Annotated in this window: 18 protein-coding genes and 1 tRNA gene; 7 read left to right on the top strand and 12 right to left on the bottom strand. The window is 56.6% G+C overall.

The window, feature by feature from the left end; all coding sequences use genetic code 11:
- Positions 1–79: 79 nt before the first annotated feature.
- The 3 genes from BC777_RS10465 to adhP form a co-directional block, all read right to left on the bottom strand.
- Complete coding sequence (locus BC777_RS10465) at positions 80–574, bottom strand: GNAT family N-acetyltransferase (protein ID WP_100368144.1); 495 nt, start codon at positions 572–574, stop codon at positions 80–82.
- Positions 571–1,167 (bottom strand): HD domain-containing protein, encoded by a 597-nt coding sequence (locus BC777_RS10460; protein WP_100368143.1) that lies wholly within the window; start codon positions 1,165–1,167, stop codon positions 571–573. Before BC777_RS10460 ends, BC777_RS10465 begins: the two co-directional genes overlap by 4 nt.
- Positions 1,168–1,233: 66 nt before the next feature.
- Positions 1,234–2,262, bottom strand: coding sequence for an alcohol dehydrogenase AdhP (gene adhP / locus BC777_RS10455; RefSeq protein WP_100368142.1), 1,029 nt, complete (start codon positions 2,260–2,262; stop codon positions 1,234–1,236).
- A gap of 158 nt (positions 2,263–2,420) precedes the next feature.
- Here adhP and ahcY point away from each other — a divergent pair, with 158 nt between their 5' ends.
- The 3 genes from ahcY to BC777_RS10440 all read left to right on the top strand — a co-directional run bounded on the left by ahcY (position 2,421) and on the right by BC777_RS10440 (position 5,083).
- A complete protein-coding gene (gene ahcY, locus BC777_RS10450; RefSeq protein WP_100368141.1) occupies positions 2,421–3,806 on the top strand; it encodes an adenosylhomocysteinase in 1,386 nt (461 codons plus the stop codon).
- A 6-nt stretch (positions 3,807–3,812) separates the two neighbouring features.
- Positions 3,813–4,595: an extensin-like domain-containing protein gene (locus tag BC777_RS10445; protein WP_100368140.1), complete on the top strand. Its 783-nt coding sequence runs from the start codon at positions 3,813–3,815 to the stop codon at positions 4,593–4,595.
- A 146-nt stretch (positions 4,596–4,741) separates the two neighbouring features.
- Complete coding sequence (locus BC777_RS10440) at positions 4,742–5,083, top strand: DUF2853 family protein (RefSeq protein ID WP_100368139.1); 342 nt, start codon at positions 4,742–4,744, stop codon at positions 5,081–5,083.
- 242 nt (positions 5,084–5,325) lie between these two features.
- On the opposite strand, the gene BC777_RS10435 is transcribed toward BC777_RS10440, so the two are convergent.
- From BC777_RS10435 to tsaD, 5 genes are read right to left on the bottom strand one after another with little or no spacing between them, the layout of a single operon-like run.
- Complete coding sequence (locus BC777_RS10435; RefSeq protein WP_100368138.1) at positions 5,326–5,721, bottom strand: DUF1761 domain-containing protein; 396 nt, start codon at positions 5,719–5,721, stop codon at positions 5,326–5,328.
- Between the two features lie 60 nt (positions 5,722–5,781).
- Positions 5,782–6,201: an EVE domain-containing protein gene (locus tag BC777_RS10430; RefSeq protein WP_100368137.1), complete on the bottom strand. Its 420-nt coding sequence runs from the start codon at positions 6,199–6,201 to the stop codon at positions 5,782–5,784.
- The gene (locus BC777_RS10425; protein WP_100368136.1) at positions 6,201–6,473 is read right to left on the bottom strand and encodes a YciI family protein; all 273 of its coding nucleotides are present in this window, start codon (positions 6,471–6,473) and stop codon (positions 6,201–6,203) included. Before BC777_RS10425 ends, BC777_RS10430 begins: the two co-directional genes overlap by 1 nt.
- Positions 6,474–7,436, bottom strand: coding sequence for an NAD(P)H-dependent glycerol-3-phosphate dehydrogenase (locus BC777_RS10420; RefSeq protein ID WP_100368135.1), 963 nt, complete (start codon positions 7,434–7,436; stop codon positions 6,474–6,476).
- A complete protein-coding gene (gene tsaD, locus BC777_RS10415) occupies positions 7,433–8,515 on the bottom strand; it encodes a tRNA (adenosine(37)-N6)-threonylcarbamoyltransferase complex transferase subunit TsaD (RefSeq protein ID WP_100368810.1) in 1,083 nt (360 codons plus the stop codon). The genes BC777_RS10420 and tsaD overlap by 4 nt, the downstream gene beginning before the upstream one ends.
- A gap of 69 nt (positions 8,516–8,584) precedes the next feature.
- On the opposite strand from tsaD, the gene BC777_RS10410 reads away from it, so the two are divergent.
- The 4 genes from BC777_RS10410 (at position 8,585) to BC777_RS10395 (ending at position 12,155) form a co-directional block, all read left to right on the top strand.
- Complete coding sequence (locus BC777_RS10410) at positions 8,585–9,295, top strand: uroporphyrinogen-III synthase (RefSeq protein WP_245834303.1); 711 nt, start codon at positions 8,585–8,587, stop codon at positions 9,293–9,295.
- Between the two features lie 94 nt (positions 9,296–9,389).
- Positions 9,390–10,550, top strand: a complete 1,161-nt coding sequence (locus BC777_RS10405) for a COG4223 family protein (RefSeq protein WP_100368134.1) — start codon at positions 9,390–9,392, stop codon at positions 10,548–10,550.
- Between the two features lie 11 nt (positions 10,551–10,561).
- On the top strand, positions 10,562–12,034 hold the full coding sequence (locus tag BC777_RS10400; protein WP_100368133.1) for a heme biosynthesis protein HemY: 1,473 nt from the start codon (positions 10,562–10,564) through the stop codon (positions 12,032–12,034).
- Between the two features lie 45 nt (positions 12,035–12,079).
- Positions 12,080–12,155, top strand: a tRNA-Thr gene (locus tag BC777_RS10395).
- Positions 12,156–12,201: 46 nt separating this feature from the next.
- Here BC777_RS10395 and otnC read toward each other — a convergent pair.
- From otnC to BC777_RS10375, 4 genes are read right to left on the bottom strand one after another with little or no spacing between them, the layout of a single operon-like run.
- A complete protein-coding gene (gene otnC, locus BC777_RS10390; protein ID WP_100368132.1) occupies positions 12,202–12,846 on the bottom strand; it encodes a 3-oxo-tetronate 4-phosphate decarboxylase in 645 nt (214 codons plus the stop codon).
- On the bottom strand, positions 12,843–14,063 hold the full coding sequence (gene otnK / locus BC777_RS10385) for a 3-oxo-tetronate kinase (protein WP_100368131.1): 1,221 nt from the start codon (positions 14,061–14,063) through the stop codon (positions 12,843–12,845). The genes otnC and otnK overlap by 4 nt, the downstream gene beginning before the upstream one ends.
- On the bottom strand, positions 14,060–14,857 hold the full coding sequence (locus BC777_RS10380; RefSeq protein ID WP_100368130.1) for an N-acyl homoserine lactonase family protein: 798 nt from the start codon (positions 14,855–14,857) through the stop codon (positions 14,060–14,062). Before BC777_RS10380 ends, otnK begins: the two co-directional genes overlap by 4 nt.
- Positions 14,854–15,144: a putative quinol monooxygenase gene (locus BC777_RS10375; RefSeq protein ID WP_100368129.1), complete on the bottom strand. Its 291-nt coding sequence runs from the start codon at positions 15,142–15,144 to the stop codon at positions 14,854–14,856. The genes BC777_RS10380 and BC777_RS10375 overlap by 4 nt, the downstream gene beginning before the upstream one ends.
- Positions 15,145–15,185 lie beyond the last annotated feature (41 nt).

The following is a 15,185-nucleotide window of genomic DNA, read 5'->3' as shown; positions in this document are numbered from 1 at the left end:
CTGAATTGATTAAGGGACCGTTGCGATAGAACGGCTAATCTGTCTCATGCCAGTACGTATTGGGGAACGCCCACAGGCCCTAGCTGATTTCAAACCTTTTGCGGACTTTATCAACGACTGTTCCATCGGACAGTTCTATATCGGTCAGACGATCGTAATCCTCAAATCCAAGACCGCTATAATAACGCAAGCCTGATGTGTTATCACCCCGGATCGTGGCATCAATCGTCGTGACGCCCGCTTTTGTCGCGGAGGTAGCGGTTGCCGCAAAAAGGTGCTTTCCGATGCCTTTGCCCGCGGCACTTGTCGCGACAAAGCTGGCGATGATGGCCCACCCTTTAGGCATGCCATCACATTCCGGATCGGCCCAACGCAGCCATTGAAAGCCGACAACCCTGTCGTCTGCTTCAGCAACGTGAGAGCTGATAAGGCTCTCCCGCGTGATATAGTCGCGCAGCACCTGCTCTTCGGTCAGCGGCGTCGTATAAGCTGTGGTGCCGCCAATAGCGATAATCTCATTCAGCAAGGCGGTCATATCAGGTGCATCAGCGGGTATTGCAGGACGAGTAATCATAAGGTGGCCGCCAGTTTGTGATATAGTGCAGTGTAATCATCGCGGACTGTGACCGGTGGCCTGAGCGCAATCTGCAGGTTGCTTGCCAATGCGGGGTCTTGTTTGCCAAAGAATTTATCGGCTTCCGCTTGGGTAAAGCCTGCGATTTGGGTCGCTTCCAGCCAAGCTGATAGTTTGTCCGCCTTCTTGATCTGCTTTTTGACCGAAACCGGAATTTGCGCTGGCAGTCCAAACCGCAAATGAATGGCCGCCGTCAACCGATCATCCAATGCGCCATAGCCCGGGCCAACGGCGGCTTTCACCGGGCTGATCATATCGCCGATGACGTATTCCGGGGCATCGTGAAGCAAGGCAGCCAACTGCCATTTGGCCGGGGCCTTGGGCTGTTGTCGTTGAAAAATCTGTGTGACCAGAATGGAATGCTCTGCCACCGAGTAAGCAAAATCACCCTTGGTCTGCCCATTCCAGCGCGCAACAAATGCAAGGCCATGGGCAATATCTTCAATCTCGATATCGACGGGTGTAGGGTCCAGCAGGTCAAGTCTGCGCCCTGAAAGCATCCGCTGCCACGCTCTGGGTTGTGCTTTTGCCATGCCCGCTCCGCCAATACACTAGATTGTGGACATAAAGCGGTGCGCGCATTGCGTAAAGCAGGCGCTTTAGATTTCCAGAACAATCCGTCCGTCGATTCCACCCGCTTTCATCTTGTCAAAGATTGCATTGATGTTTTCCAGCTTGTTCCATGAAAAATGGGATGCGACAGCGCCATCACCAGCAAAGGCAAGGCTTTCAGCCAGATCATTGCGTGTGCCAACGATGGAACCGCGCACGGTGATGCCTTTCAATACGACCTCAAAGATCGGCAGGGGGAAATCGCCAGGTGGCAGGCCAACAAGTGACAAGGTGCCGCCGCGCCGCATCATACCGACGGCTTGAGAGAACGCGCTGTTGGACACAGCAGTCACAAGCGCGCCGTGCACGCCACCCAGTTGGGTCTGGATTTCGCCGACAGGATCTTGATCGACAGCGTGCAGTGCCAAATCCGCGCCAAGGTCACGGGCGAGCTTGAGTTTGTCTTCCGATACGTCAACAGCCACCACATGCAGGCCCATCGCCTTGGCGTATTGTACCGCCATATGGCCGAGCCCGCCGATACCGGAAATGGCAACCCAATCGCCCGGCTTGGTGTCGGTCTCCTTCAGGCCTTTGTAGACTGTGACACCTGCACACAGGATTGGTGCAGCGGGACCAAACTCCAGACCATCTGGCAGACGCCCGACGTAGTTCGCATCGGCGCGGACATATTCAGCATAGCCGCCGTCAACGCTATAGCCCGTCATTTGCTGGCTCTCGCACAGGGTCTCCCAGCCGCCGACGCAGTGTTCGCATCGCCCGCAAGCCGTATGCAGCCATGGCGCGCCAATCCGGTCGCCTTCCTTAAGGTGGGTCACACCATCGCCAACGGCGGCCACTTCACCCACGCCTTCATGCCCAGGAATGAAAGGGGCGGTGGGTTTGACCGGCCAATCGCCCATGGCAGCATGCAGGTCAGTGTGGCAGACACCGCTGGCCCGGACCCGCATAAGAACCTGACCAGAGCCAACCTCGGGGACCGGGACTTCGCGAATATCAAGGGGCGCACCTAATCCTGTGACAACGGCGGCCTTCATGGTTTTGGGCAGTGTCATTGGCTTACTCCATATTGGGTTAACGATTCTCTCATAAGGCCTGCATACGATTTGGCTTTGACATCGCTCAATGAGCGCGACATCGACGCCATTGTCGCAGGGCGAAAGCCCTGCTATCAGCCACGCAAACCTATCAACCGCGCGCCGAGGAGGCAGCAATGAAAGACTATATCGTCAAGGACATCGCCCTTGCAGAGTTCGGCCGCAAAGAGCTGGATATCGCCGAAACAGAGATGCCGGGCCTGATGGCGCTGCGCGAGGAATACGGTGACAAACAGCCGCTGAAAGGCGCGCGGATTGTCGGCTCCTTGCACATGACGATCCAAACTGCGGTTTTGATCGAAACGCTGACAGCCCTTGGTGCCGATGTGCGCTGGGCGTCATGCAACATCTTTTCCACGCAAGATCACGCGGCCGCCGCTATTGCTGCTGGCGGTACACCTGTGTTTGCGATCAAGGGTCAGTCATTGGAAGAGCATTGGGACTATCTGGACAAATCCTTCATGTTCCCTGAAGGCTGCAACATGATCCTTGATGATGGTGGTGATGCCACGCTCTATGTGCTGTTGGGCGCGCGTGCGGAAGCGGGCGAAGACATCATCCCCGTGCCGCAGTCCGAGGAAGAAGAAGTTATCAAAAAGCAAATCGCCAAACGTATGGCCGCCAGCCCCGGTTGGTTCACCAAGACGCGCGATGCGATCAAAGGGGTGTCCGAGGAAACAACAACTGGTGTTCACCGGCTTTATGATCTGCACAAGAACGGCCAACTGCCGTTCCCGGCGATCAACGTGAACGATTCCGTCACGAAGTCGAAGTTCGACAACAAGTATGGCTGCAAAGAATCGCTGGTCGATGGCATCCGCCGTGCGACCGACACGATGATGGCGGGTAAGGTGGCTGTCGTTTGTGGTTATGGCGATGTGGGCAAAGGCTCTGCTGCGTCATTGGCCGGTGCCGGCGCGCGTGTGAAGGTGACAGAGGTTGACCCAATCTGTGCGTTGCAGGCTGCGATGGACGGTTTTGAAGTTGTCGTGCTGGAAGATGTGCTGGATTCAGCCGATGTCTTCATCACCACAACCGGCAATAAGGACGTGATCCGCATCGAGCATATGCGCGAGATGAAGGATATGGCGATCGTCGGCAATATCGGCCACTTCGACAATGAAATTCAGGTGGCAGCGCTTAAGAACCACAAGTGGACCAACATTAAAGAGCAGGTCGATATGATCGAGATGCCATCTGGCAACCGCTTGATCCTGCTCTCTGAGGGTCGTTTGCTGAACCTTGGCAATGCAACCGGGCATCCATCCTTCGTGATGTCCGCTTCTTTCACCAACCAAGTGCTGGCGCAGATGGAACTGTGGAACAATGGCGACGCTTATGAAATCGGCGTGCATATCCTGCCCAAACATCTGGATGAAAAGGTCGCGCGTCTGCATCTGGCCCGGATCGGCGTGAAACTGACTGAACTGAAGAAAGAGCAGGCGGATTACATCGGCGTCACCGTCGAAGGCCCCTTCAAGCCAGAGCATTACCGGTACTAAGCGCGCATGCGGCATGCCAAACGTCAGCAAATGGCGCAGCAGGCCGCTGAAAAGCAGCGAAAGAAAGGTGAACGCAGCGGTGCCGTGATAAACGGCCTCGCTGTTTTTTTTGTGGCGGTGTTGCTAGCCTTTGCTGGATATCAGGGGATGGTAAATCCAGACACGCCGCTACCGCGCGAATGGAACCCGACACAGCCTTTGCGGATCAGTGATCCCGTGACACTGTTGACAGGTTGGAAGCTGAACCGTGCTGTCGCTTCTGAGGATCAGTGCCTTGCGACGTTGGATGGCTTTGCGGCCTTGCAACCTTTGGCACCGCTTGCAGACACGGAACAGTGTTTTATTCGGGACCGTGTCGATTTGCGCGCCGTTGGTCAGGCACGGCTGAATCCGGTCGAAACACGCTGCGCTATCGCGCTCCGGCTTGCCATGTGGGAGCGGCACAGCGTGCAGCCTGCGGCCGATAAGTTCCTTGGATCATCGGTCAGCAGTATTGATCATATTGGCAGCTACAACTGCCGGGTCATGCGGACCGCCAATGGACCATCTAAGCGGATGAGTACGCATGCCACGGCGGATGCGATCGATATTGCCGGGTTCGGTTTGTCAGACGGATCAAGGATCAGACTACTGGCCGATTGGGAAGGGCAAGGGGCCGAGGCCGCATTTTTGCGGGCGGTCCGTGATGGGGCTTGCGACTGGTTCAACCTCACACTTTCGCCGGATTATAACAGGCTGCATGCTGATCACTTTCATCTGCAATCGCGTGGGTGGGGGCTGTGCCGGTGATGCCGGCTTCATTTCTGCCAAAAGCGAAACATTGCCGCTGGATCGGCTTTTTTCTTTACGTCGTATGGTCAGTCCCATTAACGTGCGCCTACTGGGGTGCAATGCGCCACTATTGAAACAAGAAAACAAACATCGGGGACATTCTCATGGGTAAAAGAGACGATTTAATTGCAAAGTACGCGGACGACCTGAAGAACAAATGCGGTATGACACCAGATATGGATCTTCTCACGAAGGTGACGATCGGTTGCGGTCCCGCAATTTACAATGCAGACGCCTCAACAGTTGCAAGCAGCCAGCCTGCCGAACTTGAAACCGTGAAGACCAACTTCCTGATGAAAAAGCTTGGGCTGAAAGACAGCCCCGACCTTGATAAGGCGATTGCTTCCGTCCTTGACACATACGGCCAGTCCGAGCGCAACAAGTACCGCGCCGTGGTCTATTACATGCTGACAAAGCACTTTGGCAAAGAGGCCGTTTACGGCTAAGCTAACACCAGATTTCCTTTGAAACGCCCGCCAATCAGGTGGGCGTTTTGCGTTAAAAGGACGCAGTTATCGCTGATTTGAATGGATTTCGAAGCGCTTAGTATTTGCGTGAATCAACCGGCACCTGTTAAGACAACGTATGGGCCAGAATGGTCCGAACCAGAGTTTCAGTTGCGTGTGGTGGAGATGGAGCACGCGGGGTGAGAGAGGGTTCGGTGCAGGTCCGAACCCTCTCTATTTACCTAGAACAACGTCAAGACGCCGCCGATGATCGTAGCAGCCGCAGTGGCGTAACCACCATCAATCACGGCAAGCCTCCACGGTCGATTGGAATAGCCCGTGTTGATGAAAATCCATGGCGTGATGAAGAACAACCCAACGCCAAGGCCTGATTGCAGACCCTTGGCAAAGGTGTCGATGCCGGACAAGGCAAAGCTATGGCGCATCATGCCCGCAACCAGGATGATGCAGATGAATGACACGATGTATGGCACCGGACTTTCGGCATTGACTGGCTTACCATCAGCGCCAACTTCGATCCCGGCTGCGGCCATCCAAGGCTTTGACAAGATCATGTAGTAGGCGGCACCGAATGCAAATGCGGCGACGGTCGCGACTATAACAGATAAAAGACCCATTTTTCCCTCCCCCTGAGCTTTGCTCTGATGAAGATATCATAGCTGCCAAAATGTCGCAGGCTAGGGTGTTGTTTCACCCAATGCGCAGATGATCTGCCACTCTTCATCTGTGACAGGTTGCACCGACAGGCGGGAATTGTTCACCAGAACCATATCTGCAAGGCGCGGATCGGCTTTGATCGTCTCTAGTGTGACGGGTTTGGTAAAGGGGCGCACAGCTTTGACATCAACGCAGTCCCAGCGGTCATCATCGGTGGTGCTGTCGGGGTGTGCTTCGGCGCAAACCTCCACGATGCCGACAATCTCTAACCCGCTACGCGAGTGATAGAAGAAACCCGTCTCGCCCAGCTTCATCGCACGCATATTGTTGCGCGCCTGATAATTGCGCACGCCGTCCCATTCTTCGCCAACCTCGCCTTTGGCGACTTGGGCGTCCCAGCCCCAGACATCCGGTTCTGATTTGAACAACCAATAGGCCATCAGCCGATCACCTTCTTCCAGGCGCGCAGGGTAACGTCGCTGAACAGACCCGCTTTGGCATAAGGGTCATTGTCGGCCCAGGCTTGCGCCGCCGCCAGATCATCGACATCCAGCACGATCAATGATCCGCACATCTGCCCCTCGTCATCCAGAACGGGGCCAGCCATCTCGACCACGCCGGTGTCGGCGATGTAAGCCAAATGAGCTTCGCGATTGTCCATCCGGGTTTGCAACGCGCCGGGTTTGTCTTTCGTCATCAGGGCGAAGCGCATTTATTCTTCCTTCAAAGGACGCGAGAGCAGCGTATTCAGCGCGGTTGCCACGTCTGTTTTGTTTTCGGTCAGGTCGGCCACCACAGTACAAATGGGCATATCAATGTCCAGCTCGCTGGCCAACTGACGCACGGCGCGAGCGGTAGCCGCCCCTTCGACGGTGGTGTTCTGATCGAAGTCTGATCCAGTGCCAATCGCAAGACCGTAGCGATAATTCCGCGACTGGTCCGATGTACAGGTCAGCACCAAATCCCCAAATCCTGACAAGCCCGAAAGCGTTTCCGGCTGCGCGCCCAGTGCCAGCGCCAGACGCTGCATTTCAGGAAAACCTCGTGTGATCAGCGCCGCCCGCGCGCTTTCACCCAGCTTCGCACCGATGGCGATACCAGACGCAATCGCCATCACGTTCTTAAGCGCGCCACCCAATTCCGCCCCAACAGTGTCTGTTGTGCGGTAAATCCGCAAGCTTGTCGTCGAGAGGGCGGTCTGCAGCATCGCGCCCATCTCGTCATCTGCGCAGCCTAATGTCAGTGCCGTCGGCAAGCCGCGCGCGATGTCGGCGGCAAAGCTGGGGCCAGTCAGCATCGCAGGTACAGCCCCCGGTACAATATCGCGGATCGTACTGGCAGGGCCGGTCATGCGTTTGAGATCAATGCCTTTGCAGCAGGCGACGAGGTTCTTGCCGTCAAGGTGCGCAAGATGCTCGGTCAGGAAAGCAGGCAATGTTTGCGCTGGGATCGCGAGAAGGATCGTATCGCATATGAAAAGCGGCTCTAATTCACCGGAAATAGAAATATTTTGAGGTAAATCGACGCCCGGTAACTTCGGATTGCTGCGCGTGTTTTGCATATCTGAAGCCGCTTCGGCATGACGTGCCCAAAGCTGAATATCATGACCATCCAGCGCCAAGGCAGCAGCCAATGCCGTTCCGAACGCCCCGCCGCCTGCAATCCCGATTTTCATGCTTTCGCACCTTTTTTACCTGACCCTAGCATGGGTGCTGCTTGCTGGTCCAAGGGCCAACGGGGGCGGGCCGAGAGGGTCAGATCATCGGTTTCGCCAGCGGTCATACGCGCGATTCCCACATAGGCGATTATGGCGGCGTTGTCTGTGCAAAGATGCAAAGGGGGGGCCACAAAATCAGTGTCTAATCCAGCACAAAGTGCCTTAAGACCGTCCCTGACAGAACCATTCGCAGCGACGCCACCGGCGATGGCAAATGCCGGTATTTCTGGGTTGAGCTTGAGGTATTCGCCCAGCGCGCGCCGTGTCTTTTCAATCAGCACATCGGTGATAGCCGCCTGAAAGCTTGCGCTCAGATCCGATTGATCCTGCACGCTCAACCCACCCTCTTGTGCGACAACGCCATCGCGTGCCCGAAGGATCGCAGTCTTGAGACCAGAGAATGACATATCGCAGCCCTGCTGGTTCAGCAGCGGACGCGGGAGGGGGAAGCGTTTTGGATCACCCGACTTTGCAGCCTTCTCGACCGAAGGGCCGCCCGGTTGCGGCAAGCCCAGCAAACGGGCGGTTTTGTCGAAAGCTTCGCCGGGCGCATCGTCGATTGTGCCGCCGATCCGCTGAAAGCTGTCATGCGCCTTAACGATCAAAAACTGGCAGTGGCCGCCTGAAACCAACAGCATGAGATAAGGATAGACCAACTGATCGGTCAATCGCGGCGTCAGCGCGTGCCCGGCGAGATGGTTCACCCCGATCAAGGGCAACCCTGTCGCCGCAGCCAGCCCTTTGGCGCACATAACACCGGACAGCACGCCACCGATCAGGCCAGGGCCAGCGGTGACAGCGATCCCGTCAAGGTCAGCCAGCCCTAGACCCGCCTTTACCAGTGCCTCTTCCACGCAATGATCCAGCTTTTCGGCATGCGCCCGCGCCGCAATTTCTGGCACGACACCGCCATAATCGGCATGTAGTGATGTTTGCCCATAAACAACCGACGCCAACACGTCATGCCCGCGCACAACAGCGGCGGCGGTATCATCACAGCTGCTTTCGATGCCAAGAAGTGTCAGGGGCTGAGTCATCATGCGTTCCGGTTGCGTGTCGATCAATGCGAGGTAACATTGCCGCAGCGCGCAAACAATGGTGCCTCAATGATGCCGACTGTAATCCTGACCCGTCCAAAGGCCCAAAGCGAAAGCTTTGCTGCGGAACTACGGGCAGGCTGGGATGGCCCCCCTGTGGACATTATCGTTTCCCCGTTGATTGAAATTGTGTCGGTCAAGGTCACATGCCCTGCACCGGATGCGGTTATCTTTACTTCAGCCAACGGAGTCTCTGCGTCTGGGCAGTTTGGACTGCCGCAAGGGCTTAACGCATGGTGCGTGGGGCCGAAGACGGCTAAATTGGCGCATGATGCGGGCTTTGATCCGATTGTCGGTCCCGGCGATGCGGATGGGCTGGTCGCGGATGTCATCGCGGCGCGGCCCAAAGGCAAGCTGGCGCATATTCGCGGGATGCATGCCCGTGGTGATATCAGCATCCGGCTTAACGCTGCCGGGATTACCTGCGCTGATGTTGTTGCCTACGACCAAAAGGCGCTGGCGCTGACGCCAGAGGCTAAATCGACGATCGCTGCGCAGAATACGGTGATTTTCCCCCTGTTCTCGCCACGAAGCGCGACCATATTGAACGACAAAGGGCCATTTGTGGCACCGACTCTTGTAATCGCCCTGAGTGAAGCGGTGAAATCAGCGGTCTCGCCAAATATATCAAGGCAGATCACAGTCGCAGATCGCCCTGACGGAAGCGCAATGCTTGCAGCGGTGCTAGAGATGTTAAGGGCGCAAATTGGTCGCAGCTAGGTCAGGGTGGATCGCTTGAGGGTCTGGCAGATGCGCGATAGTCTAAGTGATCATCTGCCGGTCTGGCCGGTGGCGGTGCTGAAAGGGTAAAAACGTGGCAAAACAGCCAGCCAAGGGTCGCAAGACACCAGCAAAACCACAAAATGCAGCAAAAGCGGATGCAGCCAAGCCCGAATCGGTTTTGGCATCAAAGCCCATGATCGATGTGATTCCCGCTGAGGTGCATGCAAAAGCGGCACCTGAAATGAACAAGACAGGAGCCACACCAACTGTCCCGCCTGTTGAAAAACTGACACCTGCACCGCAGCCTGAACCGGTGAAAGCCGCACCGCCTGCCCAAAAAGGGGGGGTCTTTCCGCTTCTGCTTGGTGGGCTTTTGGCTGGTGTCATCGGTTTTGTCGTTGCCACGTTTGCCGGACCGCAATCGGATACAACGCTCTCTGAGCAGTTGGCCGCGCAGTCGTCGCGCATTACAGCGCTAGAGCAGCGGCTGACAGCCGTACCCCAAGTTGATTTGAGCGGTATCGAAGCTGCACAGGCTGAATTTACCACGCAGCTTGCAGAGATCACAGAACGTGTCGTTGCCCTAGAGGAACGCCCTGTTGGCAGCGGCGTATCACAAGCCGCCGGTGAAGGCGTCGCGGATGAGATCGACGCCCTGCGCGCCCAGATCGCTGAAATGACAGATGCCGCGCGAACCGAATTGGCCGAAGCGCGCGCGCAAGCCGCGTCAATCGAGGAAAACGCCGCCGCAGCCGCACGCAATGCGGCGGCCCGTGCTGCGCTTGCCCGCGTGCAGACCGGGCTTGAAAGCGGCGCACCGATCGGGGCCGCGTTAGGCGATCTGGAAGAGGCGCTGGGCGAAAGCGCCCCTGATGCGCTGATCGCGGTGCAAGATGGCGTTCCGACACTGGCCAGCCTGCAGGACCAGTTCCCCGAAGTGGCGCGCGCTGCCCTTGCAACCGCGCGCAGTGAAGGCGTCTCTGGTGAAGAAACAACGGGCCTTGGCGCGTTTATGCGTAATCAATTCGATGTCCGCTCTACCACGCCGCAGGAAGGCGATAGCGCCGATGCGGTCTTGTCTCGCGCCGAAGCTGCGGTGCGCACTGGGCGTTTGTCGGATGCATTGGCCGAGATCAGTGCGCTACCCGAAGTCGCCCGCGCCGAGATGTCAGAGTGGCTGGGCCTGGCCGAAACACGCGCGAATGCGATTGCCGCTGTCGATATTCTTTCTACATCCCTTTCAGATAACTAAAGGCGAACCTGATGCTTTGGTCTCTCATTAAAATACTGGCATTTGTCCTTGCCGTGACCGCGCTAACATACGGTGGCACGCAGTTGATGGAAGTGGATGGCGGGGCGACAGTTGATGTCGCTGGTCAGGAATTCACACTTAGCCCGCTTGAGATGGTCTTTGCAGGTGTTGCGCTTATTGTCGCCGTTTGGTTGGGGCTGAAACTGTTGACGCTTTGTGTCGCAACATTCAAATTTCTCAACGGTGATGAAACCGCGATTTCGCGCTATTTTGACCGTAACCGCGAGCGCAAAGGTTATGAGGCGCTGAGCGAAGGGATGATGGCGCTTGCCTCTGGTGAAGGGCATCTTGCGATGACCAAGGCGGCGCGGGCCGACAAATACCTGCAACAGCCGCAACTGACCAATCTGCTCACGGCGCAGGCTGCCGAAATGACCGGTGATCGTAAAACGGCAGAAGAGACCTACAAAAAGTTGCTGGCCGATAACAAAACCCGTTTTGTTGGTGTTCGCGGGATCATGAAGCAAAAGCTGACCGAGGGTGACACCGATACTGCGATGGCGTTGGCGCAAAAGGCATTCGCGCTGAAACCAAAGCATGAGGAAACGCAAGATATTCTGCTGCGATTGCAGGCCGAAAAATCCGATTGGGCCGGTGCGCGCAAAACGCTTGGGGCCAAGTTGAAATCTGGTGGTTTGCCACGTGATGTCCACAAACGGCGCGATGCGGTGCTTGCCCTGTCAGAAGCGCGCGACATTCTGGGCGAGGGCAAAACGATTGAGGCGCGTGAGGCTGCGATTGAAGCGAACCGTTTGTCCCCCGATCTGATCCCAGCGGCGATCATGGCGGCACGCGGTTACATCGGCGAGGGCAACGCCCGCTATGCGACCCGTGTTTTGACAAAGGTCTGGAACGCACAACCGCATCCTGACATCGCCGCCGCTTTTGCCGAGATTGCGCCCGACGAAGGCACCGAAGCGCGTCTGAAACGCTTCAAGACCCTCACCAAAACCAGCGCTGGTCATCCAGAAACAAAGATGTTGATGGCTGAACTATATATCTCGGCCGAGAATTTCCCGGAAGCCAAACGCGCGCTGGGCGACCTGGTTGAGACAGAGCCAACCGCCCGTAACCTGACCTTGATGGCTGCGATCGAGCGGGGCGAGGGTGCTGATGACTCTGTAGTACGTGGCTGGTTGACCAAAGCCCTGACCGCCCCACGCGGCCCACAATGGATTTGCGAAAACTGCCAACATATCCATGCAACATGGGCGGCAACCTGCGACAACTGCGGATCCTTCGACACGATGGCCTGGAAAACGCCACCTGCCAGTGAGGTGGCCATGCCTGCCGGTACTGAAATGCTGCCGTTGATCGTCGGTCAAGCCAAGGAGGCGGCCTTGCCATCTACCGAAGTGGTGGAAGAAGCTGTTGTCTTGGAAGGTGAAGACGCCGTTATTGTGGACGAACAAGAGGCGAAATAGACTCTTTTCGAGGGTATCGCCCAATGCTATGAGACCACCCGGTACGCCGCTGTAGCTCAGCTGGTAGAGCACGTCATTCGTAATGATGGGGTCGTAGGTTCAAGTCCTATCAGCGGCACCAAATCCCGGTTGAAAAAGCAGACGTTAGACGGTTCTGTTTGCGCCACTTACCAATCCACATCGAACTTTTTGACGATCGCCTGAATATGCGCCGCCGTCAGCCTCGCCGGATCCATACCGCGTGTTAAAATGGCCAGCTTAGCTGCTTCCTCAAGCTCTTCCATTGCGAAAGCGGCCGCCCAGATGTCTTTGCCTGCAACGACAGGGCCATGGTTGGCCAATAGCACGGCAGACCTTTTGCCCGCCAATCCACGCACCGCGTCCCGCATGCCCGGATCACCGGGCAAAAAGAACGGCAAAAGCTGAACCTTACCAAGCCGCATGATCGTATAGGGTGTCAGTGGTGGCAGCACGTTATCGGGGTCTGTTTCAGGCAACATCGAAAGTGCGACCGCGTGCGTTGAATGCAGATGCACGACAGCACCTGTTCTGCTGCGTGTTTCATAAAAAGCAGCGTGCAGCGGTGTTTCTTTCGTTGGTGGATCACCGGACAGCAGGTTAAAATCCTGATCAAGATGACTGATCTGAGCGGGGTCAAGAAAGCCCATCGCGCGCCCTGTGGGCGTCACCAGAACGGTTCCGTCCGACAGCCGGGCCGAGATGTTGCCAGATGACCCACAGGTGAGGCCGCGGTCAAACATCGACTTGGCCAGCACACAGATATCTTCACGGAGCTTGGTGATTTCGGTCATGCGGATCTCTCCATCATGGTCAACGCTTCGGCAAAGAAATTGGGGTCACCAAAGTTGCCAGATTTGAGTGCGAGGGCTATGTCACCAAAGCGCACCAAGGGCACGCCTGCCGCCACGCGCGGCCCGATGGTGAGTGTGTTTGCGCCAAGGCCGGTCACAACTGCGCCTGATGTTTCACCACCTGCAACAACCAACCTGCGCACGCCGCCCGCGACGATAGCGGGTGCGAGTTGGGCAAAGAGCTTTTCAATAGCCGCCGCTGCAACACCCGTCCCATGTGCATCTTGCGCTTCCTGCACGACCACGGGATCGGCAGAGGAATGGACAAGGGGTGGTTGTTCTTGCGCCAACACCCACTCTGCGATTTCGTCGACGTTATACTCACCAGCAACCGCACGGTCCGCACTGATCTGAAAGCTTGGGGCGTCGGCCATAAAACTATCCACCTGATTTCGGGTGGCAATACTGCAAGAGCCGGAAAGGACAGCCCCTGACCCAGTGATGGCCTGCCAAGTTGGTGCCGCAGCCGCTAGTCCGAAATTTGCGGGCAACCCCATGGCAATTCCAGAACCGCCGCAAAGCAGAGGCAAGTCTTTGGCGGCCTGACCAACCGCTATCAAATCCGCGTCCGTAATCGCATCAGTGATCATATGCGCATCGTTGGTGAGGGCCGCCTTGATCGCCCCCGCCCCCTGCAGAACGGTCAATGTAGGGATATGCCCAACCTCTCGGCTTGACTGCGCGCCCAGAACTCGCCGCAGGTCTGCGTCTTTCATTGGTGTCAGCGGGTGGTCCTGCATGCCGCTTTCGTTCAACAGCTTGTCAGCAACAAAGAGGTGGCCCTGATACACGCTGCGCCCGTTTTCAGGAAAGGCCGGACAAACGATCACGGAGCCCGCGTTAAGCCTTTTGGCGAGCGCATCAAGGACGGGTCCGATGTTGCCTTCTGCGGTGCTATCGAAGGTAGAGCAGACTTTCAGGACAATCTGTTCAGCCCCTTGGGCGGACAACCAATCGCATGCCGCAATGGACTCCGTGACAGCTTCTTCGACGGGTGCTGTGCGCGACTTTAGGGCGATCACACCTGCGTCCAAGCTGGGGTCAGCCTTGATAGCGGGCACGCCGATGAATTGCGCGACCGCCATGCCCGCTTCTGCCAGTGTCAGCCCGATGTCTGACGCGCCGGTAAAATCGTCTGCGATGATCCCCAGCTTCATGAGCGCACCGCTTTGATTGGCCCTGTGTCAAGCCTGTGGATATGCGGTGCCATGGCTTGCGGGAAATAGCTGCGCACCAAGGGGTCATGTCCCGGTATGATCAGGCCAGGGTCAGAGGCGAGGCGATGTAACGTCTCGAACCCATCAAGCATGTTTTGCAGATCAACCACGATTGGGAAAGGTTTTCGGGCAAAGACGTTTTCGTAATAGTGGCTGGCGTCGGATGCGAGCACCATCCAACCCGCTTGCGTCCGTACGCGCACGCATTGCAAGCCACGGCTATGTCCGCCAATGCAATGGACCACCACGCCGTCAGTGACCTGCGCATCGCCATCGTAGAACACGACCTTCCCGGCATAGAGCCGCTTGATCGTTTCGCAGATATGTCCTGCTGTGAAGGGCATCTTGAGCGTGTCATGGCACATGCAAGGGCCAGTGGCATAGGCCATCTCGGCGCTTTGCAGATGCAGGGTTGCATTGGGAAACAGATGCAAGCCGCCCGCGTGATCATAATGTAGATGGGTGACGATGACTTGGGTGATGTCGTCGGGTTGCAAACCAAGCGGTTGAAGTGCCGCAACCGGATCAAGCCGAATGGGACGGCCACGCGCCTCTGCCTCTTTAGTATCATAACCGGTATCAACCAAGACAACTTCGGGTCCCCGCCGCAAGACCCACATGAAATAATCCATCGGGTGGGGTGCATCATGGTTATCATCAAAAATGAAACTGTCGGCACGGGTGCGTGCGTTCCGTTCTGCATATTTGATGGCGTAGATTTCCCAATCGCTCATGTCGTGACGTCCTGAAATGTACGCACCGACTTTGCGGCAATCATTTGCGTTGTTTGCGTATCGAATTCTTTAAAATGGTCACTGGTCAGGTGGAGATCAAAAGCGGCCCGGTTGCTATATAATTCGTAAAGGAAAACCTCGTTCGGGTGCGCGGGATCGGTACAGATATCGAACCGGTGACATCCGTCTTCCTGCCTCTGCGATGTGGCAGCGTTTTCCCGCATAAGCGGCAGGAATGCACCCATTTTGCCGGGCACAATCTGAAATGTCACGACAACGGCATACATGCTGATCTCTGTTCTACCTTTATTGTATTTTACAATGCATG

Source organism: Yoonia maricola (genome assembly GCF_002797915.1).
Classification (GTDB): Bacteria; Pseudomonadota; Alphaproteobacteria; order Rhodobacterales; family Rhodobacteraceae; genus Yoonia; species Yoonia maricola.
The sequence above is the reverse complement of the archived record's forward strand: the minus strand, read 5'-3'. Positions and strand labels throughout refer to the sequence as shown.